The following is a 23,836-nucleotide window of genomic DNA, read 5'->3' as shown; positions in this document are numbered from 1 at the left end:
TTCTCCTTTTATAAAGCCTTATATTGATTACATGTACCTATTAGTTTTTCATTTTCTCCGCTCCTCGCATATACAATTACAATCCCTTTAAAAGAATTCAACTTACCAATATAAAAACCTTTTATTTCCTGAAAAATAAAAAAAGTCTGAAACGAATGAATTTACGTTTCAGACTCTTTTATTACTGTGCGTATACTTCATCTAACAAATGTAAAAACTCACCTTGTTTCCCAGCTAATTCAGGACATTTTGCAATATCAATCCATTCGTAGCAAAATACTAAGCCTTCATCTTCCTCACCGGCACTTACAATATGTTCCCAACCATCTTTTACATCTGTTAGTAACGTTACGTGGAAGAAATGTCGTTTTTGATATTCCTTTTTGTCTTTCACATGTATGATGTAATCAGCTAGAAATCGTTCTATACATAAATGACGTAATCCAGACTCTTCTTGTACTTCACGTAAGATCGCTGCTTCTAGCGTTTCTCCTTCATCAACCGTTCCCCCTGGTATTTGTATACCGGCTTCAGGTATATCACGATGTTTAAAAACAAGCAGTTGCATAACTCCCTCTTTTTCTCTTGTCACATATGCGTGTACTTTTTTCTTATATAACACCGTCATAATCCTTCTCTCCCCTCAATTGTTCACTGCGTTACTTCTTCAAGTGTCAGTTGATTTTCATATAAATATGTAGCTTGTGGATTTCCCACATACCTTACATGCCATGGTTCAAATCGATAGCCCGTAAGCGATTCTTTCTCTTTTGTATATCGAATGACAAAACCAAATTTATGGGCATTTTCAGAAAGCCACTGCCCTTCTTTCGTTTTACCAAAAATTGTCTCTAACTGAAACTTAGCAGATTGCGATGTAATATCCATAGCTAGTCCAGTTTGATGTTCACTCGTTCCAGGAACTGCACTCGACATTGCTGTTTTTGCCTCTCCATCTTGTTTTTTATACATCGTATTCAATGCTTTTTGTCGATCAAAAGATCTAAATCCAGAGACTGCAAAAAGGAAAATACGCTCCTTATCAGCTTGCTGAAACATTTCCTCAAGCGCTCCTGCTGCCTCTTTCCTCATTTTTTTCTTTTCTTGATCACCTTCACTTGAGTAGCGCACTTTCGGAATAACTAAATCTGGCGGTCTATACCCATCTGGCAAACGCCTACTTTTATTCACAAGCACAAGCATCGAATTCGGATTACTAATTACCGCAATATCACCATCCATATTCGCAATCGTTTCTTTCGCTTTTGGAAATATGTTATTTACATTTACCTCGCGCGCCTGCTTATCCTTATACATTTTATAATTGATTCCTGCTACTCCAACAATGAGTATCGCCGCTACGATACCAAGTAGTATCCATCTTTTTTTCATATAACGACCTCTTATTTTAATAATTTGGCCATTTCATACTCATCGATGTTCTCTCCATCGATAATAAGAGCAGCTCTTTTGACACCTTCCTTCTCAAATCCAGCTTTTTTATATAGTGCCTGAGCTCTTGTATTGTGGGCCATTACCGTTAATTCTAAACGCCATACATCATGTAATCTTGCCCACTTCTCAGTCTCTTTAAACAATCTCGTCCCAATACCTCGCCCGCTATACTCTTGCAAAATACCAATTACAATACCTGCTACATGTCGCTTTCTTTGAATATTATTTCCATTCACTAAAATAAATCCTACTATTCTCTCTTCTTCAACCGCTACCAATATTGTTGCATATTCATTTTCTATAAAGCGATGAATCATTTGTTCTTGTTGCTTAACTGTAAATTTTCTTTCTCCTGGTTCATATAACATAAATTTCGTTTCTTCATCTAATTGCTTACTTAATTGCAAAAATGATGCTGCATCTTCTACTTTGATTTCCCTAATCACTTCAATCACCCTATCAGTTTCGTAATAAAAAGCTTTCCTTGTAAAAAGATTTTCTCTACTTTCCCGAAAATCCCTTTGTAAATCTCCCAGTATAATTTGACAAATTTCGATATTACTATAACAACGACAAATTATGTCTATTCTGTGACGTCTCCTCATTACAAAAAAACGCAAGCATTACACTCACGTTTTTCATACTCTCTCACCCATTTATGTTTCACTTTATCCATTCACCTTTTCTGCCTGCCAGAAGTATTCACTAAACGCTTTAGCGAGTGCATCAATCGATCGGTTTAGCTCTTCCTCTGTATTATCTACGCCACCAACTTCAATTAATATTGCTTGCCCTGACAGATCTTGATTATAGACTCCATTGCCTGTTTGGAATCCTTTTTGAATGACACCGCGGCTAACCCCTGGATACTTCTTATTAATTGTTTCATGTAAAGCCGTTGCTAATTGTAAGTTCTTTTCATAGTTTTTATTTCCTTTTCCTATTACGAAAGCAAGCTTTGCATATGATTTATCTCCAATTGCTTTTGTCGTTACATTTTTTCGAGCACTATCACGATGTAAATCAAAAAAGTACTGCAATTCCTTATTGCTAGTCATTGCTTCTTGTACAATTTCTCGTGACATTTTATAAGAACTATTGCTATTTAATCCTTTACTAATCAACTTTTGCCCAACATCAGTCTTGTCGTTAGTTGCTCCGATTCCTTCATTTGCTAATTGTTCACGAAATCGGTCGCCGACTATTGAAATATTCGTTACGGAACTTGTGGCTTTATTCGGATTTGGATCATTTGTTAAATTCAATAACGGCAAATAAGATTCCCAACTATGCGAATGATAAATAAATGCAACCTGTCGTTTTCCTGTCGTTTGAGCTGGTTGCTTTTTCTCTTTATTCGTATCCTGCTTTGGAGCCTGTCCACCTTCTCCAGTCCGTTCTTTTACTACTTCTTCAAGTGGAACGCTCGACTCTATAGGCAAGTTAGAATAATTTGTTCCTTCACCCGCAATGACAATTTCTGTATCGTACTTACCGAAACCAGGTAGCTCTTTGCCGACAAAACTGCGTACATCGTTAAAACGAATATTCGTAGCCATAGAAAAGAGAAAAGAAGATATTGAAAAATCTTGATTTAAATTTCTATATTCCTGTGTAAAATAATGATTCTCTTTCCCAAGAACGTACATGTAACCATTCATTGATAACTCATTTAACCAATTATATAAATACGTTGACTTTGTCTCTTTCATAGAGGTTACCATCATACTAATAAGAAAAAAAGTCGCTAGTACTGTAGCAATAATAAATAATACTAACTTACGTACACTCGTGAACTTCACATAAAAAAAGCCTCGATTCATACTATCACCTCTCTATTTCAAGTTATGTACAAGCTCTAGAGAATAGACCGTCTAAATTCCGGCTATATTGTTAATGAGGTGAGATGAATTGAAGCTACTAATAGGAACATTACCCATTGTACTATCATTTATTTTTTATTGGCTCGCTAAGCATCCTACAACCCGTGTTGTGTTACATATTTCAGCGTACTTAACACTTTATGTACTCGGTACAATTATTTCTATTCATATATTTGATGTTTTAATGCAAGATTTAGTTTTTATGACAAGCATTCATGGAATTTTATTAAATCCATTTTTTCTTATTTCAGGAGCATATATAGGGATATACACCTTATACCTACTTTTATCTTACATGATTACCAATATAAAAAATGGAGCGTAATGAAATGCGACCACCGTTCATCTGTCATACCTGCAAAAAAAGAATTGCTCGAAAGAACGATCTTATTACTGCCACACGATACTTTCGCTTGTATTTATTTCACATTGATTGCTTTAAGCAACAGCAAGTGTTTCTCTCACGATTTATCCCTGTGAATACACTTTTTAATTTCTTTCTTATTATATATGGACTTATTTTTGGCAGCCTTCTGATGCTTACAGAGCGATCTATCATTTGGCTTATTTTCTTATTTCCAATTTTATATCGGTTTCTTTCATATTATTATGTTGAACGTTTTTTCTCTAAATGAAAGTTAGACTTTCCTTTAGGAATACTTAAACATTCCCACTCATTTTCTTTTAACATTTTACCGATGTAAATCATTTGTCCAATATGCAAAGCATAATGAGAAATTTGTCTTTCAATTGCTTGCATGACAGTATGTGCTTCACCGCGAATATATACTGTTTCTAATAAATGTTCTGGCGTTAACACATTCATCGTTTTAAAAACATATTCCCATCCTTCATTCCATGCTACGAGTACCTCTTCCTTAGAATGATAGCCACCTTCAAATTCAGCATCTCGGTTACGATCTATTTTTTCACCGTCAGATGTTAGAAAATCCGTCCATCTAGAACGCATATTACCGTGTAGATGCTTAATTATGATTGCTATGCTATTTGTTTCTTCATGAGAAGACCATTCGATTTGTTCATATGATAATTGAGAAAGTACCCTTTCTCCTTGCTTCTTTGTTGCTTTAAAATTCGAAATGGCACATTGTAAATATTCCCGTCCAATATCCATGTTCCTCCGCCTTTACACTAACTAATTTTTGTTCCATTTGGCAGTTCCATATTAGGCTGAAGTAATACAACATCACCCGCTTCAGGTACCCCTCCTAATACTAGGACTTCCGATTTGAACCCAGCTACACGCTTTGACGGAAAGTTTACAATCGCAACGATTTGTTGACCCACTAAATCTTCTGGATTATACCTTTTCGTAATTTGAGCACTCGACTGTTTTATCCCAATTTCCCCAAAATCAATTTCTAGTTTAATCGCTGGCACCCTCGCTTCTTTAAATTCCTCTGCATATATCACCGTTCCAACCCGCAAATCCAAAGTTAAAAAATCTTCAAAATTAGCCATTTTATTATTCCTCCCAATTATTACTTAGACAAACTTCAAAAATCCCCTTCAAAAAAAGAAAGGTGCCTAAGCACCTTTCTTTTGTAATTCACTTGATTCATTTGATTTGTAGAAGAAGAAACCGAGAATCCCGCCAATACATGATGGGATTAACCATCCTATTCCTTCTTTATATAATGGTAACATCTGTAATACGTTAGAAATCGCGTCAATTTTAATTTTCGCACTTTCTAAACCGTTAAAGAAACTAATTAACAATGCACCTAAAATAGCTCCAATATAAATGGTATTACGCTTCCCAATCCATTTATGGAAGTAAGAAAGTACGATTAATACGATTGCAACTGGATAAATAATCATTAACACTGGTAAAGTAACTGCGATTAATTGTGTTAAACCTAGGTTAGATACAATTAAACTAAACACACATACCATTGTTACAATCGTTTGATGCGAAAGTTTAGGGAATATGTTTGTAAAGAAGCCAGCACAAGCTGATGTTAATCCAACAGAAGTTGTTAAACAAGCGAGTATAATAACAAGTCCTAATAAAATTTTACCACTTGTTCCATACAACTCATTTACAACATTCGTTAAAATAAGTCCACCATTCTCTGATACCCCAAGTGATGTACTTGTTGAACCAAGATAAGCAAGTGATAAATAAATTAACGTTAAACCAAGTACTGCAATAATACCTGATACTACTGTTATTTTTGCAATTTGACTACTCTCTTTTATTCCTTTAGAGCGAATAACTTGTACAACGACAATTCCAAACACGAGAGCACTAATTGCATCCATCGTTAAATATCCTTGAATAAATCCACCAAAGAAAGCATTTTCTTTGTATGCTGCTAGCGGCGCAGCTGGTTCTCCAATCGGATCAATAATCGCCTTTCCGACAATAACAGCAACAATCAATACTAATACTGGTGTAAGAAATTTCCCGAACCAATCCACTAATTTAGATGGATTTAAAGATAAATACCACGTTATTCCGAAGAAAATTATCGTGAAAAGAAATAGCATGTACCACTCTGAAACCAATGCTTCTGATAAAAATGGCTTCATACCCATTTCAAATGAAACGGCTCCCGTACGCGGAATTGCGAAAAATGGTCCAATCGCTAAATAACTAATTAATGGGAAAACAAATGCAAATATAGGGTGAACTCTAGAAGATAGCGCTTTCAAGTCCCCCTCTACAAACGCGACAGCTGTTACAGCTAATAGGGGTAATCCCACTCCCGTTACAAGGAATCCAATTGTAGCAACCCAAACATTCTCTCCAGCTTGTTGCCCTAAAACTGGTGGAAAAATTAAATTTCCTGCTCCTAAAAATAGTGCAAATAACATTAAACCAATTGCTATCGTATCACCTGGCCTTAAACGTCCCTTCATGCTTTTCATTTGCATAGCACTTTTTCATTGTTTATCTCTATTTTCACAATATGCTATGCATCCTCCTCTCTGCTCAAGATGATAAAATATGCCCCTTACAAAGCAGTGTCTTTCTCCATAATTTCTCCATTCCCCTTATTCTTACTCTGATTATTAATTTTGATTTTTTTGAATATTCAACTCATTAGAGTGGTATTACGTGGAGTAAAGTTGTCAGACCTCTTTGTTTTTATCACACATATAGTAACATATTTAGTTGAAAAATAAAAACATATTTTCAAATTGATTTTTTCGAAAATCAAAATTATCTACATTTTTTATTCTTTTGCACAAATATTATAACAATCTCACCTATTATTCTATCGTTATTTGCAAATAACTTTATACGCACAACATAACAAAAGCCATCCAACATAATTAGACGGCTTTTGCATGTTAATCTATCGTTTCAACTTCACGTGGATTTTTCATCTCTTCCACATACACAACTCTAAATCCGTGATCTTCTAAATCTTTCAATAACGTCTCTAATTCAAAGTCGTTAAACTCTTCTCCTAATGTAAACATGATTCTACGAACTAATAAGGCATCATTATCAAAAGTCATTAAACTTTGGATACCTGTATATTTTTTTAACACTGTCGATAATTTTTGAATTGCCCCATTATAATCTTGCGTCCCAATCATGACAGAATATTTGCTAGAATGCACACCCCAAGCATCTTCTAATAACTCAAAAACTTTTTTATGCGTTAAAATCCCAAGAAAGACTCCTTTTTCATCAACTACTGATAAATAAGGTAATTTTTTTATTGTAAAAAATACCTTAAAGAACGAAGAATCTTCTCTCACATATCCTTCTTTATCGTTTAATAATTGTAATACACTCTCTTCCAGTGAACCTTTATATTCTAAAATATCTACTTTATATATATTCCCTAAATATTTCTCTTTTTTTTCATCTAAAACTGGTACACAACGATAGCCAGTTTTATTTAAATGCTCCAGTGCTTCCCCTATTGTAATTGAACTTGAACAAAATAAAACTTCCCTTTTCGACACATAATTCCCTTTAATCCTCATAAACAGCCTCCTTATGTTAAAATACTTTCTGTGCCATAACTATATTATATTTTCACAAAAAAATAAATAATTTATTTTACTTTTCTGAAAATTATTCATTTTCTTGTCATAATTTATTCACGTTTCATTCACTTATATCTCTACAATACCAAACGTTCTCTCGAAACTTCTTTAAGAAAATATATTGTAACTTACGCCGAAAACAGCTAAAATAAGAATAAGAATTTTCTGAATATTCTAAGAGTAGGTGATTACATGTCTTTATTACGCTCACATATTTGTAAATTTACAGTTGGTGTTCTTATTATATTTATCATTAGTCCTATTCCATCATTATTTATTACACATAAATACTCATACTTCACTGGCTTTATAAGCATTTTTCATAACTTCGCACAGCTTTCTTCTATAACAATTCCAAAGATTGATTGGATGCATGAATCTATCTTTTTCTCACCAAATGAGATGGTACATACTTCTAATCATTCAACTCCATTATTCCCTTTCATATGGGAAATATATTTTTTATCGATTGTTCGTTTTACCTTTACTCTTGCAATCGGATTCTTCATCAGTTTAGGGATCGGCCATTTATTTTTTAAAGCACCTCATTCGGTAAAAAAGTTCACTTCTTTATTAAGATGGATACCATACTCTTTTTGCACTGTATTATTACAATGTTCAGTCTTATTACTACTCCTATACATCACAAAATTTATAAAGCTTCCTTACTACTCATCTTTAATTATCGTTTGTAGTACTTCCATGATTATCGTTATGCAAGCAATAAAAAAATGGGTTCCTTTCTTAAGTAACACAAATGAATATGAAATAAAACAATCTTCTTTCCTTGTAGATACATTGTTTTTTGCTCTTACTTCGAATCATAAATCAATTTTAGGCTCCATTATTATTTCATTCCTTTTTATGGAATGCATTTTTCACACAAGCGGACTATTGCAATTTATCGTTCAATTCGGCGGAAATGCACCTGTTATTGTTACAATTAGCTTATTACTTTTGTATATCCCGTATTGCATACTCTCATTCCTTCAAACACTATGGACGACAAACCACTTTAAACAACAGTCATACGCTTTAACGAGAAGTATTTCAAAACCTTAATTTGAAATAACCCTCTATAATCTGAAAGTAGGGGGTTATTCCTTTTGTATAGCGGACAAAATAACAGCAAATTCAAAAACTATTACAGAAACATACCAATATTTACCCTTTTCCTTTGACTATTCTTTTCGTTTCGATTTATTATAAAAGTATAACATAATTGCAGGAGGTGACATCTTTATTCCAAACTATGGAATAGAGAACACACTTGGACATATTAAATATTTTTCTCATCTTTGTACTTATCCTTATTTCCGGCTTTTTCGTTGCATCAGAATTTGCTGTTGTAAAAGTACGAAAAAGTCGAATTGACCAGCTTGCAAATGAAGGCAATAAACAAGCATTAGCTGCAAGAAGTGTCATTTCTAATTTAGATGTTTATTTATCAGCTTGTCAGCTCGGGATTACCATTACTTCTTTAGGACTGGGTTGGCTTGGTGAACCGACTGTGGAACATTTACTACGACCGCTCTTTGAAAAGATTAATATTACTGGAACAGTGGCAAATACTTTATCCTTTATAATTGCCTTTAGTGTTATTACATTTTTCCATGTTGTATTAGGTGAATTAGTTCCAAAGTCTTTCGCAATCCAAAGAGCAGAAGCAATCACACTTAAGTTTGCAAGGCCACTTATTTTATTTGATAAAATTATGTATCCATTCATTTGGCTACTTAATAGTACAGCTATCTTTTTCACAAAACTGCTCGGTTTAGAGCCTGCGAAAGAAAATGAACTTGCCCATTCTGAAGAGGAACTACGACTCATTTTAGGTGAAAGTTTCAAAAGCGGCGAAATAAACCAAACCGAATATAAATATGTAAATAATATTTTTGAATTTGACGACCGAGTTGCGAAAGAAATTATGGTCCCTCGTACAGAAATGATTTGCTTATCTACTGAAAATACGTTAGATGAAAATATGGATATCGTTGCAACTGAAAAGTATACACGCTATCCTATCATCGAAAAAGATAAAGATGATATTATCGGTATGATCAATACAAAAGAAGTATTTCACGATCAAACGAAAGGCATTCATAAGCCACTTGAATCTTACATACACCCAGTACTAACTGTATTTGAAACTGTTCCAATTCGCAAAACGTTAGTGCATCTACAAAAGAATCGTGTTCAGATGGCAATCATTATGGATGAATATGGTGGTACTGCTGGGCTTTTAACAATGGAAGATATTCTTGAAGAAATCATTGGAGAAATTCAAGATGAGTTTGATGCGGATGAATCACCTATGATTGAAAAACGTACGCCGAAGCTTACTGTTTTAGATGGAAAAGTACTTATTTCTGAAGTAAATGATATGTTTGGCTTACATATTGACGAGAGCGACTTAGATACAATCGGAGGCTGGCTACTATCTCAAGCAGTTGACGTAAATATTGAAGCTGGCTACTCCATTGAATATGCCGGTTTTCAATTTAAAGCATTAGAGCTTGATGGACATCAAGTCAAAAAAATTGCTGTACATAAATTAGATATAAAAAAGGAGTTATAAAGTGACTGTTTTCTTAACGATCTGTATCATTGCCTGTTTCATCATTTCATTTCTAGCCTTTATTTACCCTATTATCCCAGGTATCCTAGCTGTCTGGGCTGGGTATTTCATTTACCATTTTGGTATAAATGGCGGAGAACTAACGATTTCTTTTTGGATTATTCAAGTTATTTTCACATTATTCATTTTCGTTGCTGATTTTATTGCAAATGGATATTTTTTGAAAAAATACGGGAGTTCTAAATGGGGCGAACGTGTTGGAATGATTTCTATCATTGTTGGATCTTTCTTCTTCCCGCCATTCGGTTTAATTATCATACCGTTTTTATCGGTATTTATTACGGAACTAATGCATAAAAAAGCGCCAAAAGACGCTTTTCTAGTAGGAGTTGCTACTGTAGTTGGTTTTTTAAGCAGTACAGTAGCGAAAGCCATTCTCCAAATCATTATGATTATCATATTTGTATGTTATATCGTCTTTTAACCATCCCAGTTTCGGGATGGTTTTTTAATATGAAATACCTACTCGGCTATTCTCATATTTATTTTCACTACACAGATTCCACGTAAATTGTGCTGTATCACCAACTGTTATTTTCGCACCACCTTCTGGTAATACATCTTTTTCAGTCCGATATACCCCTGTCACATCACCGTCTATTAAATGCGTTGGACAAACAACCGTCCAGCATAAATTACTACTACTAAGTATCTTATATGCAGCTAAATGATCTTCTGCTGCTGTTGTCGTTTTCCTTTTTGATTCCGTTGATTGAAAACGATATACATTTAGATTTGTTCTTGCTTGTAAAATACCAGCTGTTCCTATTGTAATGATTTTATGAACCCCTTCTTTTTCCATTTGCTTTATAATTTGCGGCATACTTTTCGATAACGTTCCATTTCGATCCGTTCCAAGTGCACTAATTACTATATCGCTTCCTTCAATCGCTTTCTTTATATCATTTTCGTTCAATACATTACCTTCTATAACTTGTAATCTTTCATGATGTATTTCTATTCTATTTACATCACGCGCTAATGCAGTCACTTCAGCTGAATCCTTTAATGCTAATTTTATTATGTTTGAACCTACTCTCCCTGTTGCTCCCAATATACATACTTTCATATGTTTTCCCCCTCTTTCATTCTTTCTCTATTTTTCAATAATCTCATTCAGTTTGCAACAAAAAAGCTTCCTCACATATAAGAGGAAGCTCTCTATTATTACGTTATTTCTTTTCTTTAGAATCCGTAGACTTCTCAGTTCCACTTGTTTCTTTATCCTTTTTGTCCTCTTGTTGTGTTGTTGTATCGTCTTCTTTCTTCTTGTCCTCATCTTTACTACAACCTACCATTAATAAAGAACTTGCAAGTGCCATAGCAGTTAATGATTTAACCCATTTGTTCATTTGCGTTTCCTCCTTTTGATAGAATATGTACAATCCCATATTACTCTCTATTTTTAAAGGAAAGATTGACAAATAGTAAATAAACGGTAAATATTTGTAAATTTTCTGATAATAAACATGTACACCTAATCATTTTTCTCTACGAAAAATAAAAAACTAAGGCGCCTATCTTTCCGCCTCAGTTTCTTATGCAAACTTCTCATTTTCATATACATGTTTAATCTTATACTCTTTCTTCACAACATATTGCCATACACTATAGGCATAACGGTTCATTTTTAGGAAACAATTTTCTAAAAACGAACGAAATTCTGGATTTGCAACTTCAACTGCCACTTGAGCAAATTTTAACGCTAACCGTTTTAAATGCGAAATATAAAAAGTTGCTATTTGGATATCTCCTGAATATTTACTATTAGTTTCCTTCTCCATTCCATGCAAATGAAATGAAATTGGTTCACAGGTTATATGCTGTACATTCTCTCCTTCTTGAAAATTCACTTGTTCATTATACGCTTGCAACATATATGGTAAATGATGCTGTAATAGCTCCTTTAATTCTTCGTCTCTTACCTCTCCTGTATACTCCCCAACCTTGTATATAAGCATATAACTATACTGCATTAACTCTTTCATACAATCCATGAAAGTACCTCCCTTCTCTTTTGTCTATATGTTATAAATATGCTGCTATAACATTTGCTATTCTTGCTAAAAACCAATCCCATTTACTAATTTTCTCAAAATCTTCTTCCGAAAATCTTTTTGACTTATGAAAGTCTTCTTTTAATCGATTCCATACGTCAGCAACAACTGTTTTATCATATATGACACAGTTAGATTCACAATTTAAATAAAAACTTCTATTATCAAAATTCGCTGTACCTATATCAACAATTTCTCCATCAATGATTGTCACTTTCCCGTGAAAAAAACCATTCCGATATTGATAAATCTCCGCTCCAGCATGTAACATATCTTTCAAATACGGATAAGCCGCTTGTTTTAACAATACCGCGTCACTTTTAAATGGCACGAGAATTTTCACATTGACACCACGGTTTAATGCATCTTTTAACTCTTTCATCATTTCTTTACTTGGTACAAAATATGGCGTAGCAATAATTAAAGACTTTTTAGCCCGCTTTAAAAGCGTTCCATATTTTTCCCATAAACCTTTTCCATCTGAAAATAAATATTGATATTTCACATCCCCTATTGCAGGTAAACTTTCATGTACAGGCATTATTTCTCCTGTATCTTCTTTCCAGTCAGCAGCAAATTTTCTTTCCATATCCGTAGCACCATTCCCATTGACTCGTATATGATAATCACGCCACGGACCAAATTTCGGATTTTGTCCAAGGTACTCCTTTCCAATATTAAAACCGCCGACGTATGATACCTTCCCATCTATCGTAACAATGCGTCTATGATTCCGTTGATGCAATGAATAGAATACATGTTTCAGTTTAAGCTTTTTACTAAACGTAAACTGGACACCGTTTCTTTTTAGTTGACGAATTATCTTTTTCTTCAGCTTATATCCACCTATTCGATCAACTGACAATTTCACTTCTACTCCGCTCGATGCCTTTTTCTCAAGTAACTGCAAAAATTCTTTGCTTATTTCATCTTTACCTACAATATAAAAATGGATATATATATACTTTTCTGCATTACGTATATCCTCAAATAATTTCGTATATAATTCTTCACCGTTCGTATACAGTTGAAATTCACCCAATCGAACTTGTCCTAATTCATATTCACTAGCCATTTTTTTCCCCATTTCCACATCGATGTTCATCCAAATGAATACACCTATTAAACAAAGGATTACAACGAAAAAGTGTTTCATGGATATTTTCCTTTCCCACTTACTGTTATTTCTATATCTTCCCTTTTTTAATACAATATCATTCAAGAAAATATGTCATTACATGATATATGTCCATATCAAACGATGGCTCATTTGCATATTGTATGTTGTATCTTAAAATAAAAGGAGGAAATAACAATGGGCTTCGCACATGGTAATGGATTCGCGCTATTAGTCGTATTATTTATCCTCTTAATCATCGTCGGTGCTGCTTGCTTCTGCTAAGTAGTTATCGTCATATGATATGTGGATGAAAAAACTATAAAAGCGGACACCTATTTTTAGGTGTCCGCTTTTCATATAAAAAACATTTCAGTTCGTTATAATACCGTTAACGACTACATATTCAACTCAAAAAGTTAGTAATGTGGCTACTTTCTTACTCTCCGCCTTACGTATATGACGTTGTTCTGCACGCAAAACAGCAATGCGATGTAATTCTTTCTCTTCTTCTGTTTCAGGGATTACTCGAGGAACTGGAACTGGATTATTCTCCTTACTAAGTGCAACGAATGTAACAAATGATGTTGCTGCTATACGTTTCTCACCTGAAATTAAATCTTCTGCTACTACCTTCACAAATACTTCCATAGAAGTTCTACCCGTCCAAATTACGAACGATTCATAACTAACACAATCTGAAGAGCGAACAGGATGTAAGAAATCTACCCAATCCATAGATGCTGTAACACATTCTTTTCTTGCATGCCTCGTTGCGGAGATAGAAGCAACCATATCCATCTCGGCTAATATTTTTCCACCAAATAGCGTATTATGATCATTTAAATCTGTTGGAAATACTCGGCTCGTTTTAAACACTCTGGATTCATTAGCTGTTTTTCCCTTTACTTCAGTCATTGTTATCACCTCTTTGATTATTTAACCCGCTATTTGCAGACATTAAGACTCCCACCACAAATTTCGGCTGGAGCAAAGAAGTTCGGTAAGAGTTCCATTTCCCATTAACACTAGAGCAGTATGAGCTTACTATCACTACACGTTTAATATTAACAACATTCAGAACTCTTAGTCCACAAAAAAGAACCGATGTGATTAATCGGCTCCTCTAAATACATATTGTTCTTTCGGCTGTTCAACTTTATTCCATTTCGTTACTTCTAAAACAGGAATGTTCGCATGGAATGGCTGATAAAATTCCGTTGATATTTCTCCTTCAACTTGAATCCAATCATCATTATTCCATTCTACCCCTTCTGGTTTTTTCACTAACATACCATATACACCGGAATCCGCTACACAATGTATAATACCGAAACGGAATAAGAAATATTGTTCTTTTTTAGAAGAATCATCTTTGAAAACAAACCCTTTAAAAGATAATTTTTTCCCAGTAAACTCGCCAGGATAATTGTAAATTGTTTCCATCCCTTTTAGGAAGTCTTCATCTTTTAAAGTAATACTATCTTTCGTAACGAACTCTTTTTTCCCTTTTTCCATTACACCACGGTATCCTTCTTTCCCGTAATAAATGCTCGTATCAGGTCTTAGAAATTGCCTTGTCATAAATGGATCTTTACTTTCTGCTTGTGCTACTGGAAAATGAAATCCTTTCGCCTTAACAATGTCCGAATCTAATGTTGCAATCGGGAGAAACAATCCTGTGACTATCGGAAAACAAAATAATGTGTACGAAAATGCTTTTTTCCACCAAGTATTTTCATCTTTCGAATGATCATGCCCGCAATGGCTATGATCGCAACCACAATTGTGCTGTTCTTTTTCTCTTTCTTTTTCCTTTTGATGTTCTTTTTGGAAAACGATAATTATTTGAACGACCGTTAAAAAACCTAAAATAATAGCTGCTGTTTTTGATAAATAGGCATACTTCATATTGATATACTTCGTAATATTACCTGAAATATGAAGTTGCGCGATTAAGATTGTAAAACCTAATAATATATATGCTCGAAACATAACCTACCACCCCATCGCATAAATGAGTAGTGAGCTTGCATAAACAACAAGTGTAACTGTAACTGTAACGACAATTACAAATCTCGTTTTAAATGTTGCAAGCATCATAAACATATTTTTAATATCCACCATCGGTCCATACACGAGGAACGCGACAAGTGATGCTGTTGAAAACGTACTTTGGAATGACGAAGCAATAAATGCATCCGCTTCTGAACAAAGTGATAAAATGTAAGCAAGTCCCATCATAACAGCAGGTGAAGAAAACGGCCCTTGTCCTATAGCAAGCAGTGTTGAAGTTTGTACGAACGTTTGAACTGCAGCTGCAATTAACGCACCTAATACTAAATATTTTCCCATCGAGAAAAATTCCTCAACAGCATGCGTACATACATCCCACATTTTTTTACGTAATGGACGCTTATGATTCACTTCTGGGAAGTGATCATCTCTTAATTGATGTTCTTTAAACATAAATGATAATATAATTCCAACGATAATTGCTACGATAATCGCTACAATAGAACGATACCATACCATGTGCATACTACTTCCAAAGGCAACATAAGTTGCAAATAATACAACCGGATTAATAATTGGACCAGTTAACATAAATGCAATCCCGGCATATGGCGGAACCCCTTTTCCAATTAACCGTCTTACAATCGGAACGATTCCACATTCACAACCCGGAAACATCATACCTAAAAAAGTAGCCATTAAAACAGACAGAAAACGGTTTTTCGGCATCCATTTTGCTACCATATCCTCTGTCACAAACATTTGAATGAATCCTGAAATAAATACACCAATGAGCACAAAAGGAAGTGCTTCGATCAAAATAGAGATAAAGATTGTATTCATTTGCAGGAATGCTTTCGGTAATTGAAACATTTCCATGATGTATTTCCTCCAACTTTTCATTAACAATATGTAATTTTAACCCCATTTTATTAATTGGACAAGACTTATACAGAATTCACTCCCTTCATATACATTACATTTTATAAGTTATATTCTATTCAAAACTTTGGATTCCATAGCAAAAAAGCTGCTCTAGCGCAGTTATACAACTATGCTAGAGCAGCTTTCTTATCGTTAAAAGTAACGTTTCTTCCAAAATACAAATGCTAAAGCGCAAGATAATGTTAAACATATTATAAGCACAATTACAAAACCTTGAGCCTCACCCTCAAACGGAACCTTTACGTTCATTCCAAAGAAACTAGAGACCATTGTTGGTAACGATAATATGATGGTAATAGACGTTAACAGTTTCATAACACTGTTTAAATTATTCGATATAACAGAGCTAAAAGTATTCATCATTCCACTTAAAATATGACTATATATTTCCGCCATTTCAATAGCCTGTTTATTTTCAATTAATACATCTTCTAATAAATCTTGATCGTCTTCATACATTTTTAAAAATGTACTGTTACGCATTAATTTTTGAATTACAATTTTATTCGCCTTTAATGACGTTGTAAAGTAAACTAAACTTTTTTCAAGGCCTAACAATGTGAAAATCTCTTTATTTTTCATCGACTTATTTAATTGATGCTCTAAATCGATTGTTTTTCTGTTAATTTGCTTTAAGTATCTTAAATAATAAGTAGAAATCGTATATAAGAGCTGCAGTGCAAAGCGTGTCTTTTTAAACGTATAAAATTCTTTAATACGTTGATTAATAAAACGTTCAAAAATTGGGTTTTCTTCTAAACAAATTGTCACAAAACAATCTGGCATGACAATCATACCTATTGGAATCGTGTCATAAATCGAATTTCCTTCTTCATCGTGTCTAACTGTTGGAATATCCACGATTATTAAAGTATTATTGTCTTCTTTCTCAATACGAGAGCGTTCTTCATCATCTAAAGGGTCTTTAATGAAATCTAAGTCTACATTTAAAGTTTGTACTAGATATTGAATTTCTTCTTCCGTTGGATGAAGTACATTAATCCAGCAACCCTTTTGCATTTCCTCAACCTCTTGTAGTTTTCCGTTTCGGTCTGTTAAATAAATATTTAACATACTATCACCCCGATTCTATTTACATGTAGGAATCTACCTCTCTTACACAACAGTTTTTGAACCGCCATTCTCAGCATATGAAACATACGTTTAAATTTCAATAGAAAAATTATTTTGAAAACGTTTTTATAATAAAAATATTATAAACAAAGAAAAAGACAGAGTGCTCTCTGCCTTAAAAAGCTTATGTTGCCTTTATAACATATTTAGAAAGCATCCACAAGTTAAAGCCAACCGAAATCGTATAACCAGCGTATGTTGAAATGATAAAGCTTACATAATCGAAATACGGGAGCAACACAATATTTAAAACTATCTTCACAATAATGCCAATCACTAATCCTAGCACTGTTTTCTGTTGTTGATTAATTCCTTGTAACATCGCAGCTGTTACTGTAAATAGCGAAAATAGTATACAGGCAGGAGCATAATACTGTAAAATCACTCTCCCCATCTCCGGATCATTGCCGGCACCAAATAAAAGCGTATATACTGGTTTTGCTAGCAACATCATTCCAATTGCTGCTGGTACCGTAATACCTACTACTAATACATTCGTCCTCGTAAAATGTTTGTACAGTAACTTCACATTTCCTGCTGTATAGGCTTTTGTCATCTCAGGTACGAGAGACATACTAAAAGCAGTCGCAACGGAAACTGGGATAAGTACAACCATCTGAACAAGACCGATTATTGCATTAATCTTCTCTGCTTCTCCTTGCATATATCCTATTTGTATAAGTAGTTTATTAATTGTAAATGTATCAATCGTCTGATACAACGGAATTGCTAAACCAACGACAACAAACGGTATCGAATATGTAAAGAGCTCCTTATACAGCGAGAAAAAAGATTTCGTTGTTTGCGGTATACTTGCCATTTCTTTTTTCTTTAAGTGCCTTCTCCTTCTCATATAATACGCACTTAAAACAGTTAATCCACCTATCGCTCCCATAAAGGCACCGAACGTTGAAATACCAACAGCTAGAGAGACAGAAGCTTTTAAAATATATAAAACGACAAAACTTCCTATCAAAATGGTTAGAACCCGAAAAAATTGCTCTACAACTACACTTAGAGCAGAAGGCCCCATCGATTGGAATCCTTGAAAGAAGCCCCTTAATAAACTCATTACTGGCACAAGTATTAACGCAAAACTTACAATTCGAATATTAGTAGTGACCGCCCCTACACTATTCCCCGTTTGATCATTTCCATCGATTACAAGTTTAGCCAAATGTGGAGCTAGCAAATATAACGCAAAACACGAAATAACTCCCATTATAAACATAAACACGATTCCACTTTTCAACACTCTCTTAACCGTATGATAATCATTCAGTTGATCATATTTTGATACCATTTTTGAAACTGCAAGTGGTAGTCCCATCGTCGCAATGCTGAGCATAATCGTATATGGACGATATGCATACGTGTATAAAACGTACCCACTCGTACCGACCATTGCTGTAAATGGTATAACATATATAAACCCTAACATTTTTGATATCATAGTTGCCATTGTTAAAAATATCGTTCCACGTATAAACGGTGACCCTTTCATCACATTCCTCCGCTACGCTTTATTATTACACATTATGGACAACTCCTTTTCTTTAGAACCGAAACAAATAAAAAAAGCCAATGAAAAATCATTGACTTTAACGCGCTGCTTTTTTCTTTTTGAAATACTTTAAACCGAAGTATAGGGCAACAAAGAGAACAGCCCCTATAATTATGTAATGTGTGTAATCAGATGCATACTCTTTAATATGTCGCCAATTTCCACCAAGCTTTTCACCTAAATATATAAATAGTATTGACCATGGAATAATCGCAACTACTGTATACAGTGTGAATAGTTTTAACGGCATTTTAGCTAATCCTGCTGGAATAGAGATAGCATGACGTACGACTGGGATAAAGCGCGCAGAAAAGATTACTCCTGCCCCATAACGCTTAAACCAATTTTCTGCTATGTCTAAATGGTGTTTATTAATAAGTAGATATTTTCCATACTTCTCTACAACTGGACGTCCTCCATAGTACCCAAGCCAATATAAAAATATTTGAGCTAAAGTACCACCGATTGTTCCAGCAATAACTGCACCGACAAAACTAATTTTACCATCTGCGACTAAAAAACCAGCATATGAAAGTACAATTTCACTCGGGATAATTTCAATCATTAAAGCTAGTGCTACTCCAAAGTAACCTAAGCTTGCAAAAAATTGCAATAACTGATCTATTATGCTTGCTAACATTTTATTTTCTATCTCCTTTTTTCTTCACATACCATCCCATTATTACATAAAGGTTGCATTCTGCCAATATCTTCATTTCAACAATATCATCGACATAAGCATTATTAATCTATTAATGTTTCTTTCTGTGGTTCTTTCATATAGGCAAACATTTCTTTAATTTGCTCTTCTGTATTTCTAGCAATCGATAAATTAGGTAATTCATTCTCACCAAAAAACTCCACATCTTCTGTTTCAATACTAGTTTTCTTTTCACCACCAATAATCTTACAGGCAATAAAAATTTTATATACATGCGTTGCTGAAGGCGATGGTTGATGTTTTTCTTTATCAAATATAGCTAGTAATTTAAAATGATCTACCTCATAACCTGTCTCTTCGAAAACCTCTTTTGCTGCTACTTCTGTCGGCGTATAACCGATATCAGCCCAACCACCTGGCAATGCCCATTTCCCATCACTTTTTTCTTTCACAAATAATAACTTTTCATTTTGAAAAACGACTGATCTTATATCGACTTTAGGTGTTTGATAGCCTGTCTCACTTGCAAATAACTTCTCTACAACTTCCCAATCTGTCTTTGTATAATGTGACATCATCGAAATGGAAATATCCCGTAATTGTTGGAAACGTTCTATATCATACACATCCTTAGAATACGTTAAACCCGCTTGAGCTATAGATTGTATTTGTTTTACCCAATCAATCCATTTTACCGTCATGTTTCCACATCTCCATCCTTTATTAAGTATATATTACGCCAATTCTACCAATACATCTTTATTATACAAAAAAAGAGATTGATAATGTTCCAATCTCTTTCAAAATTAATCCAATTCATGTAAATGATCTTGTATATACTTTCTTCTTTTATTTATATATTCCTCAATCATATCAGCTTCTTGATCAAATATTTCTAATTTTTCTTTCATATATGGATCTTGTAGTAAATAAGGACGAATCGACTCACACAAACTTTCTACTTTCGGCATCATAAATGAAACGGTAAATTGTTCTTCTAATATTTCTTCCAAAATACCTCGGTATTGCTTTCTAAATACAGGTATATCTAACAATCTTGCACTTAACGTGTTATAACCTTGAATACGAATATATTCATGATTAAGTGGTCTTCCTTGTACATCGCGTCCCCAAGTCGCATCATAATCCCACGGTATCACTTCAAATAAATTTGTTTCATCGTTATGATATAATGCATAGTTATGAACAAAACCATCAAAGTTTTGTGTAAAAATAACGCCAGCTAACCATCGTAAATATTTATCAACATGCAAAAACTTCCCAATTTCTTTTTCATAAGATTCCCTCGACAAAGCGTTCGCTTGAAATACAAATTCACTCAGCTGTTCTTCACTATTTGCATTCGAATACTTAAATTCATAACCCGCAAAGAGCTCCGTCTTAACATCTTTATCTCTCTCACTCATTAAAGAAAAATTCGCATCATCATCTATCGCATAATAAATAGAACCACTCGGTAATCCTCTATTTTTCAAAAAGTTTTCGTCAACTGATTCTAACTGTAAATATACACCTTGAATTTGACCATTAATTTTTATAAACACATGTTGTGATTTCGGTGAAAGTACACCAATATCATGAAAAAAGTCTAAAGATAATTTATTTCGTATGAGAGACGGATCCATAAACTCAGAATTTAAATGAATCTCTTTCGCACCTTGAAATTTTTTAGGCTTATAAAACATAACATGATAAGACTTTTTCTCAAATTCACGAATATGAGCACCACGGTATACGATATCAATATCATACTTCTTTTTTCCATAAGTTAATTTTGCTGGTACTGGACTGTCTGACCAAATATCTTTCTTCAATTCCACTAAGTACATTGGATGAATAAAAAAATCATATGAAGGTAGCATGTTTTCTCATCCCTTCTCAGTTCTCTTCATTCAATGTATGCAACTCGCCTTGTCCATACATCCGCTATCATCTATTTATATAAAATTACACTCTTGTCCTGTTCAGAAAGATACCTACATACATATCCTGTTAAGGAAAAAGAATACCTTTTCAACTTAATACACGATAAGGAGGATTTCTATGAAACGTGATATTAGAAAAGCTGTCGAGGAAATCAAAAGTGCTGGGATGGAGGATTTCTTACACCAAGATCCAAGTACTTTTGAATGCGATGATGATAAATTCACTCATCATAATTGTACAACTGGATGTAAATGTACAACTGGGGGTAAATGTCCAAGAACAAGATGTACTCGCGTGAAACATTGTACGTTCGTTACAAAATGTACGCATGTAAAAAAATGGACATTTGTTACAAAATGTACTCGTGTACGCGTTCAAAAATGGACGTTCGTTACGAAAGTGACGCGTAGAAAAGAATGCGTTTTAGTTACAAAACGTACTCGCAGAAAACATTGTACATTTGTTACAAAATGCATACGCTTTGAAAAGAAATTTTTCTGGACAAAACGAAGTTTCTGTAAAAAATGCGAATTCTTCCCTAACAGACACGGTCACTCTTGCGATGATTCATGTGATCATGGTAGAGACTGTCACGATGACGGGCATAAGTGGAATGATTGCAAAGGCGGACATAAATTCCCATCTTGCAAAAACAAGAAATTCGATCACTTCTGGTATAAAAAACGTAATTGCTAGTTTTTATGCCTACAAAAAAAGGCCGTTTTGCGGCCTTTTTTACATTCATTGAAAGTGACTTATGTCTGCAAATTGTTTCACTTTACCATTACCCTCTTCAAATTCTATTATGCTCAAACTGGCACTATGCATAAATGGATCATCCCACACATTTTCTATTTCAATTCCCGCAAAATGCCCTACAAGTAATTTTGCTGCTGCCGCATGAGAAACAATCAATATGTTTTGTCCTTTATGCTTCTCTAAAAGAAGCTGCACCCCTTCAATTACTCTTTCATAAACGGCCTCAAAATTTTCTCCTGATGTTGACTGAAAAAGGTGTGGCTCATTCCAAAATAGATGTACTTCTTCTGGAAATTGCTTTTCTATATCCGCGATTGTTTGCCCTTCCCATATACCCATGTTGATTTCATAGAAATGCTCATCTGCTATAATGGGTATATCACGTTCCCCCTTTATTAACTCTGCCGTATGAAGTGTTCTTTCGCTCGGACTACTATAGATCGCATGGATTGGTAAATCTTTCATTCGATTCCCTAACTGTTTCGCCTGAACTATACCATTTTCAGTTAAAGCAGAATTTTTCCGTCCTTGCATTCGCTTCGCTACATTCCACTCTGTTTCACCATGCCTTGTTACATATATAGTTGTTTTCATTTCTTACTCCCCCTCACCATTTTGGTCGTAACTCCCACGGTTCGACTCTCCCTACAATCCACTCCGCTCGTTTACTTTCAATCCCTTTTATAACTCCATCAGCTATCTCTTCATGAGTAAGCCATCTTCCATATGTATCTTCTAAAATAAAACCTAAAATAATTCTACGATAACTACATCGCGTACTCCCTATTTTTTGTGCAGTCATACGTGATGCTTTACTACCTAAAATATGAAATAAACTATATGTTTCAGACGACAAATCTAGCTCTTTACAAATATTTGATAGTGCATGCTTTGCACTTGTGTGTACCCATGCAACAACTAATGTGATTGGGCCATTTTTCTCAATTGTGCTTTTAATTGCTAGCTTTACATCTTCATCATTATGATAATCTAACGCAAGGCATGTAATATTTTCTGGTGCAGAACTCATTCGCTTGACATTTTCTAATTTCTCTTCATCTCTTCCAATAATCGAAACATGAAACCTTTGCTCACAAAGCCAAGTAGAAACTTTCTTTAGCATTCCTGTTCCACCAATTACTAGCGCATGCAACTTTCTTTGCCCCCTTAGTAAAACGTCATATGTGGTTTATCTTCCTTATAATAAGTAAGTCGGTCTTGCAATGTCCCTGAATGAAATTCAAACTTATGCCCGTCTGGATCAACAAAATATATAGATTCACAATCCCTTACATCCCGTTCTCTTCCTTGTAAAATATGAACATCGTTTTCTTCTAACCGCTGCAGTAGACATTCAAAATCTTTCTGTTCAACAGAAAACGCAATATGCGTATATGATTGATGAATCTCATTTCTTGAGATATGTATTTCTTCATTAAGTGCTATCCATACCCCACATATATTAAAATATGCAAGTTTTCTTCCTCTAACTAACAACTCTCCTTCCAATACTCTTTCGTAAAATGTAATAGAATCTTCTAGATTAGATACTGAAAAACATAGATGATTGATTCCCTTTAACAACTAAAATTCCTCCTTATACAATAAAAGATGAGCGAATATTCACC

The 23,836-nt window shown here is 34.2% G+C and carries 30 protein-coding genes; 7 read left to right on the top strand and 23 right to left on the bottom strand.

The window, feature by feature from the left end; genetic code table 11:
* Positions 1–181 precede the first annotated feature (181 nt).
* The 4 genes from ATN06_RS10440 to spoIIP form a co-directional block, all read right to left on the bottom strand.
* Positions 182–628 carry an NUDIX hydrolase gene (locus ATN06_RS10440; RefSeq protein ID WP_060630572.1) on the bottom strand — a complete coding sequence of 149 codons (447 nt, stop codon included), beginning with the start codon at positions 626–628 and terminating at the stop codon, positions 182–184.
* Between the two features lie 23 nt (positions 629–651).
* A complete protein-coding gene (locus ATN06_RS10435) occupies positions 652–1,392 on the bottom strand; it encodes a M15 family metallopeptidase (protein ID WP_060630571.1) in 741 nt (246 codons plus the stop codon).
* A gap of 11 nt (positions 1,393–1,403) precedes the next feature.
* Positions 1,404–1,901, bottom strand: a complete 498-nt coding sequence (locus ATN06_RS10430; RefSeq protein WP_060630570.1) for a GNAT family N-acetyltransferase — start codon at positions 1,899–1,901, stop codon at positions 1,404–1,406.
* 222 nt (positions 1,902–2,123) lie between these two features.
* Positions 2,124–3,278: a stage II sporulation protein SpoIIP gene (gene spoIIP, locus ATN06_RS10425; protein ID WP_060630569.1), complete on the bottom strand. Its 1,155-nt coding sequence runs from the start codon at positions 3,276–3,278 to the stop codon at positions 2,124–2,126.
* Between the two features lie 88 nt (positions 3,279–3,366).
* Between spoIIP and ATN06_RS10420 the strand changes: the two genes are divergently transcribed.
* Positions 3,367–3,663: a hypothetical protein gene (locus ATN06_RS10420; RefSeq protein ID WP_060630568.1), complete on the top strand. Its 297-nt coding sequence runs from the start codon at positions 3,367–3,369 to the stop codon at positions 3,661–3,663.
* Between the two features lie 4 nt (positions 3,664–3,667).
* Positions 3,668–3,973: a hypothetical protein gene (locus ATN06_RS10415; RefSeq protein WP_060630567.1), complete on the top strand. Its 306-nt coding sequence runs from the start codon at positions 3,668–3,670 to the stop codon at positions 3,971–3,973.
* On the opposite strand, the gene ATN06_RS10410 is transcribed toward ATN06_RS10415, so the two are convergent.
* From ATN06_RS10410 to cbpA, 4 genes are all read right to left on the bottom strand, one after another.
* Positions 3,946–4,473 carry a DUF1572 domain-containing protein gene (locus ATN06_RS10410; RefSeq protein ID WP_060630566.1) on the bottom strand — a complete coding sequence of 176 codons (528 nt, stop codon included), beginning with the start codon at positions 4,471–4,473 and terminating at the stop codon, positions 3,946–3,948. The two genes, ATN06_RS10415 and ATN06_RS10410, sit on opposite strands and share 28 nt — an antisense overlap.
* Positions 4,474–4,490: 17 nt before the next feature.
* The gene (csaA, locus tag ATN06_RS10405) at positions 4,491–4,820 is read right to left on the bottom strand and encodes a chaperone CsaA (protein WP_060630565.1); all 330 of its coding nucleotides are present in this window, start codon (positions 4,818–4,820) and stop codon (positions 4,491–4,493) included.
* 66 nt (positions 4,821–4,886) lie between these two features.
* Positions 4,887–6,224: a branched-chain amino acid transport system II carrier protein BrnQ4 gene (gene brnQ4 / locus ATN06_RS10400; protein ID WP_420480581.1), complete on the bottom strand. Its 1,338-nt coding sequence runs from the start codon at positions 6,222–6,224 to the stop codon at positions 4,887–4,889.
* 435 nt (positions 6,225–6,659) lie between these two features.
* Positions 6,660–7,307 carry a cyclic di-AMP binding protein CbpA gene (gene cbpA / locus ATN06_RS10395; RefSeq protein WP_060630563.1) on the bottom strand — a complete coding sequence of 216 codons (648 nt, stop codon included), beginning with the start codon at positions 7,305–7,307 and terminating at the stop codon, positions 6,660–6,662.
* A 255-nt stretch (positions 7,308–7,562) separates the two neighbouring features.
* Here cbpA and ATN06_RS10390 point away from each other — a divergent pair, with 255 nt between their 5' ends.
* The 3 genes from ATN06_RS10390 to ATN06_RS10380 all read left to right on the top strand — a co-directional run bounded on the left by ATN06_RS10390 (position 7,563) and on the right by ATN06_RS10380 (position 10,432).
* On the top strand, positions 7,563–8,432 hold the full coding sequence (locus ATN06_RS10390; RefSeq protein ID WP_060630562.1) for a hypothetical protein: 870 nt from the start codon (positions 7,563–7,565) through the stop codon (positions 8,430–8,432).
* Between the two features lie 208 nt (positions 8,433–8,640).
* Positions 8,641–9,948 carry a hemolysin family protein gene (locus ATN06_RS10385; protein ID WP_060630561.1) on the top strand — a complete coding sequence of 436 codons (1,308 nt, stop codon included), beginning with the start codon at positions 8,641–8,643 and terminating at the stop codon, positions 9,946–9,948.
* Position 9,949: 1 nt separating this feature from the next.
* The gene (locus tag ATN06_RS10380) at positions 9,950–10,432 is read left to right on the top strand and encodes a DUF456 domain-containing protein (protein ID WP_060630560.1); all 483 of its coding nucleotides are present in this window, start codon (positions 9,950–9,952) and stop codon (positions 10,430–10,432) included.
* 24 nt (positions 10,433–10,456) lie between these two features.
* On the opposite strand, the gene ATN06_RS10375 is transcribed toward ATN06_RS10380, so the two are convergent.
* From ATN06_RS10375 to cls, 4 genes are all read right to left on the bottom strand, one after another.
* The gene (locus ATN06_RS10375) at positions 10,457–11,077 is read right to left on the bottom strand and encodes an NAD(P)-dependent oxidoreductase (protein ID WP_060630559.1); all 621 of its coding nucleotides are present in this window, start codon (positions 11,075–11,077) and stop codon (positions 10,457–10,459) included.
* 103 nt (positions 11,078–11,180) lie between these two features.
* On the bottom strand, positions 11,181–11,360 hold the full coding sequence (locus tag ATN06_RS10370; RefSeq protein ID WP_001045957.1) for a hypothetical protein: 180 nt from the start codon (positions 11,358–11,360) through the stop codon (positions 11,181–11,183).
* Between the two features lie 186 nt (positions 11,361–11,546).
* Positions 11,547–12,005 carry a spore coat protein gene (locus ATN06_RS10365; protein ID WP_060630558.1) on the bottom strand — a complete coding sequence of 153 codons (459 nt, stop codon included), beginning with the start codon at positions 12,003–12,005 and terminating at the stop codon, positions 11,547–11,549.
* Between the two features lie 31 nt (positions 12,006–12,036).
* Positions 12,037–13,221 carry a cardiolipin synthase gene (gene cls / locus ATN06_RS10360; RefSeq protein WP_060630557.1) on the bottom strand — a complete coding sequence of 395 codons (1,185 nt, stop codon included), beginning with the start codon at positions 13,219–13,221 and terminating at the stop codon, positions 12,037–12,039.
* Positions 13,222–13,380: 159 nt separating this feature from the next.
* On the opposite strand from cls, the gene ATN06_RS28250 reads away from it, so the two are divergent.
* Positions 13,381–13,467, top strand: coding sequence for a YjcZ family sporulation protein (locus ATN06_RS28250; RefSeq protein WP_000505094.1), 87 nt, complete (start codon positions 13,381–13,383; stop codon positions 13,465–13,467).
* Between the two features lie 126 nt (positions 13,468–13,593).
* Here the strand turns inward: ATN06_RS28250 and ATN06_RS10355 are convergent, their stop codons facing one another.
* The 8 genes from ATN06_RS10355 to cotH all read right to left on the bottom strand — a co-directional run bounded on the left by ATN06_RS10355 (position 13,594) and on the right by cotH (position 21,385).
* Positions 13,594–14,100: an acyl-CoA thioesterase gene (locus tag ATN06_RS10355; protein WP_000141167.1), complete on the bottom strand. Its 507-nt coding sequence runs from the start codon at positions 14,098–14,100 to the stop codon at positions 13,594–13,596.
* Positions 14,101–14,295: 195 nt separating this feature from the next.
* Entirely contained in the window at positions 14,296–15,177 is an 882-nt protein-coding gene (locus ATN06_RS10350) for a TIGR03943 family putative permease subunit (RefSeq protein ID WP_060630556.1), read from the bottom strand.
* 3 nt (positions 15,178–15,180) lie between these two features.
* Positions 15,181–16,077, bottom strand: a complete 897-nt coding sequence (locus ATN06_RS10345; protein WP_060630555.1) for a permease — start codon at positions 16,075–16,077, stop codon at positions 15,181–15,183.
* Positions 16,078–16,275: 198 nt separating this feature from the next.
* The gene (locus ATN06_RS10340) at positions 16,276–17,217 is read right to left on the bottom strand and encodes a magnesium transporter CorA family protein (RefSeq protein ID WP_060630554.1); all 942 of its coding nucleotides are present in this window, start codon (positions 17,215–17,217) and stop codon (positions 16,276–16,278) included.
* Positions 17,218–17,401: 184 nt separating this feature from the next.
* Positions 17,402–18,781: a putative polysaccharide biosynthesis protein gene (locus tag ATN06_RS10335; RefSeq protein ID WP_060630553.1), complete on the bottom strand. Its 1,380-nt coding sequence runs from the start codon at positions 18,779–18,781 to the stop codon at positions 17,402–17,404.
* Positions 18,782–18,878: 97 nt separating this feature from the next.
* A complete protein-coding gene (locus tag ATN06_RS10330; protein ID WP_000881208.1) occupies positions 18,879–19,481 on the bottom strand; it encodes an undecaprenyl phosphate transporter UptA in 603 nt (200 codons plus the stop codon).
* Between the two features lie 104 nt (positions 19,482–19,585).
* Entirely contained in the window at positions 19,586–20,203 is a 618-nt protein-coding gene (locus ATN06_RS10325) for an NUDIX hydrolase N-terminal domain-containing protein (protein WP_060630552.1), read from the bottom strand.
* A 105-nt stretch (positions 20,204–20,308) separates the two neighbouring features.
* A complete protein-coding gene (gene cotH, locus ATN06_RS10320) occupies positions 20,309–21,385 on the bottom strand; it encodes a spore coat protein CotH (protein ID WP_060630551.1) in 1,077 nt (358 codons plus the stop codon).
* A gap of 181 nt (positions 21,386–21,566) precedes the next feature.
* On the opposite strand from cotH, the gene exsB reads away from it, so the two are divergent.
* Entirely contained in the window at positions 21,567–22,145 is a 579-nt protein-coding gene (gene exsB / locus ATN06_RS10315; RefSeq protein ID WP_060630550.1) for an exosporium protein ExsB, read from the top strand.
* A 45-nt stretch (positions 22,146–22,190) separates the two neighbouring features.
* Here exsB and ATN06_RS10310 read toward each other — a convergent pair whose 3' ends face one another.
* Genes ATN06_RS10310 through fosB form a run of 3 tightly spaced genes read right to left on the bottom strand, consistent with a single transcriptional unit; the run spans position 22,191 to position 23,792 of the window.
* Positions 22,191–22,802 (bottom strand): phosphoserine phosphatase 1, encoded by a 612-nt coding sequence (locus tag ATN06_RS10310; RefSeq protein WP_060630549.1) that lies wholly within the window; start codon positions 22,800–22,802, stop codon positions 22,191–22,193.
* Positions 22,803–22,815: 13 nt separating this feature from the next.
* Positions 22,816–23,361, bottom strand: coding sequence for a short-chain dehydrogenase (locus ATN06_RS10305; protein WP_060630548.1), 546 nt, complete (start codon positions 23,359–23,361; stop codon positions 22,816–22,818).
* A gap of 14 nt (positions 23,362–23,375) precedes the next feature.
* Complete coding sequence (gene fosB / locus ATN06_RS10300) at positions 23,376–23,792, bottom strand: FosBx1 family fosfomycin resistance bacillithiol transferase (RefSeq protein ID WP_060630547.1); 417 nt, start codon at positions 23,790–23,792, stop codon at positions 23,376–23,378.
* Positions 23,793–23,836 lie beyond the last annotated feature (44 nt).

It is taken from the genome of Bacillus thuringiensis (genome assembly GCF_001455345.1).
Classification (GTDB): Bacteria; Bacillota; Bacilli; order Bacillales; family Bacillaceae_G; genus Bacillus_A; species Bacillus_A thuringiensis_N.
The sequence above is the reverse complement of the archived record's forward strand: the minus strand, read 5'-3'. Positions and strand labels throughout refer to the sequence as shown.

Bases quoted from the DNA above. Each gene is read 5' to 3' on its own strand.
- ATN06_RS10440 (WP_060630572.1), bottom strand. From the start codon at position 628: ATGACGGTGTTATATAAGAAAAAAGTACACGCATATGTGACAAGAGAA.
- ATN06_RS10435 (WP_060630571.1), bottom strand. From the start codon at position 1,392: ATGAAAAAAAGATGGATACTACTTGGTATCGTAGCGGCGATACTCATT.
- spoIIP (WP_060630569.1), bottom strand. From the start codon at position 3,278: ATGAATCGAGGCTTTTTTTATGTGAAGTTCACGAGTGTACGTAAGTTA.
- ATN06_RS10415 (WP_060630567.1), top strand. From the start codon at position 3,668: ATGCGACCACCGTTCATCTGTCATACCTGCAAAAAAAGAATTGCTCGA.
- ATN06_RS10410 (WP_060630566.1), bottom strand. From the start codon at position 4,473: ATGGATATTGGACGGGAATATTTACAATGTGCCATTTCGAATTTTAAA.
- csaA (WP_060630565.1), bottom strand. From the start codon at position 4,820: ATGGCTAATTTTGAAGATTTTTTAACTTTGGATTTGCGGGTTGGAACG.
- brnQ4 (WP_420480581.1), bottom strand. From the start codon at position 6,224: ATGAAGGGACGTTTAAGGCCAGGTGATACGATAGCAATTGGTTTAATG.
- cbpA (WP_060630563.1), bottom strand. From the start codon at position 7,307: ATGAGGATTAAAGGGAATTATGTGTCGAAAAGGGAAGTTTTATTTTGT.
- ATN06_RS10390 (WP_060630562.1), top strand. From the start codon at position 7,563: ATGTCTTTATTACGCTCACATATTTGTAAATTTACAGTTGGTGTTCTT.
- ATN06_RS10375 (WP_060630559.1), bottom strand. From the start codon at position 11,077: ATGAAAGTATGTATATTGGGAGCAACAGGGAGAGTAGGTTCAAACATA.
- ATN06_RS10370 (WP_001045957.1), bottom strand. From the start codon at position 11,360: ATGAACAAATGGGTTAAATCATTAACTGCTATGGCACTTGCAAGTTCT.
- ATN06_RS10365 (WP_060630558.1), bottom strand. From the start codon at position 12,005: ATGGATTGTATGAAAGAGTTAATGCAGTATAGTTATATGCTTATATAC.
- cls (WP_060630557.1), bottom strand. From the start codon at position 13,221: ATGAAACACTTTTTCGTTGTAATCCTTTGTTTAATAGGTGTATTCATT.
- ATN06_RS28250 (WP_000505094.1), top strand. From the start codon at position 13,381: ATGGGCTTCGCACATGGTAATGGATTCGCGCTATTAGTCGTATTATTT.
- ATN06_RS10355 (WP_000141167.1), bottom strand. From the start codon at position 14,100: ATGACTGAAGTAAAGGGAAAAACAGCTAATGAATCCAGAGTGTTTAAA.
- ATN06_RS10350 (WP_060630556.1), bottom strand. From the start codon at position 15,177: ATGTTTCGAGCATATATATTATTAGGTTTTACAATCTTAATCGCGCAA.
- ATN06_RS10345 (WP_060630555.1), bottom strand. From the start codon at position 16,077: ATGGAAATGTTTCAATTACCGAAAGCATTCCTGCAAATGAATACAATC.
- ATN06_RS10340 (WP_060630554.1), bottom strand. From the start codon at position 17,217: ATGTTAAATATTTATTTAACAGACCGAAACGGAAAACTACAAGAGGTT.
- ATN06_RS10335 (WP_060630553.1), bottom strand. From the start codon at position 18,781: ATGAAAGGGTCACCGTTTATACGTGGAACGATATTTTTAACAATGGCA.
- ATN06_RS10330 (WP_000881208.1), bottom strand. From the start codon at position 19,481: ATGTTAGCAAGCATAATAGATCAGTTATTGCAATTTTTTGCAAGCTTA.
- ATN06_RS10325 (WP_060630552.1), bottom strand. From the start codon at position 20,203: ATGACGGTAAAATGGATTGATTGGGTAAAACAAATACAATCTATAGCT.
- cotH (WP_060630551.1), bottom strand. From the start codon at position 21,385: ATGCTACCTTCATATGATTTTTTTATTCATCCAATGTACTTAGTGGAA.
- exsB (WP_060630550.1), top strand. From the start codon at position 21,567: ATGAAACGTGATATTAGAAAAGCTGTCGAGGAAATCAAAAGTGCTGGG.
- ATN06_RS10310 (WP_060630549.1), bottom strand. From the start codon at position 22,802: ATGAAAACAACTATATATGTAACAAGGCATGGTGAAACAGAGTGGAAT.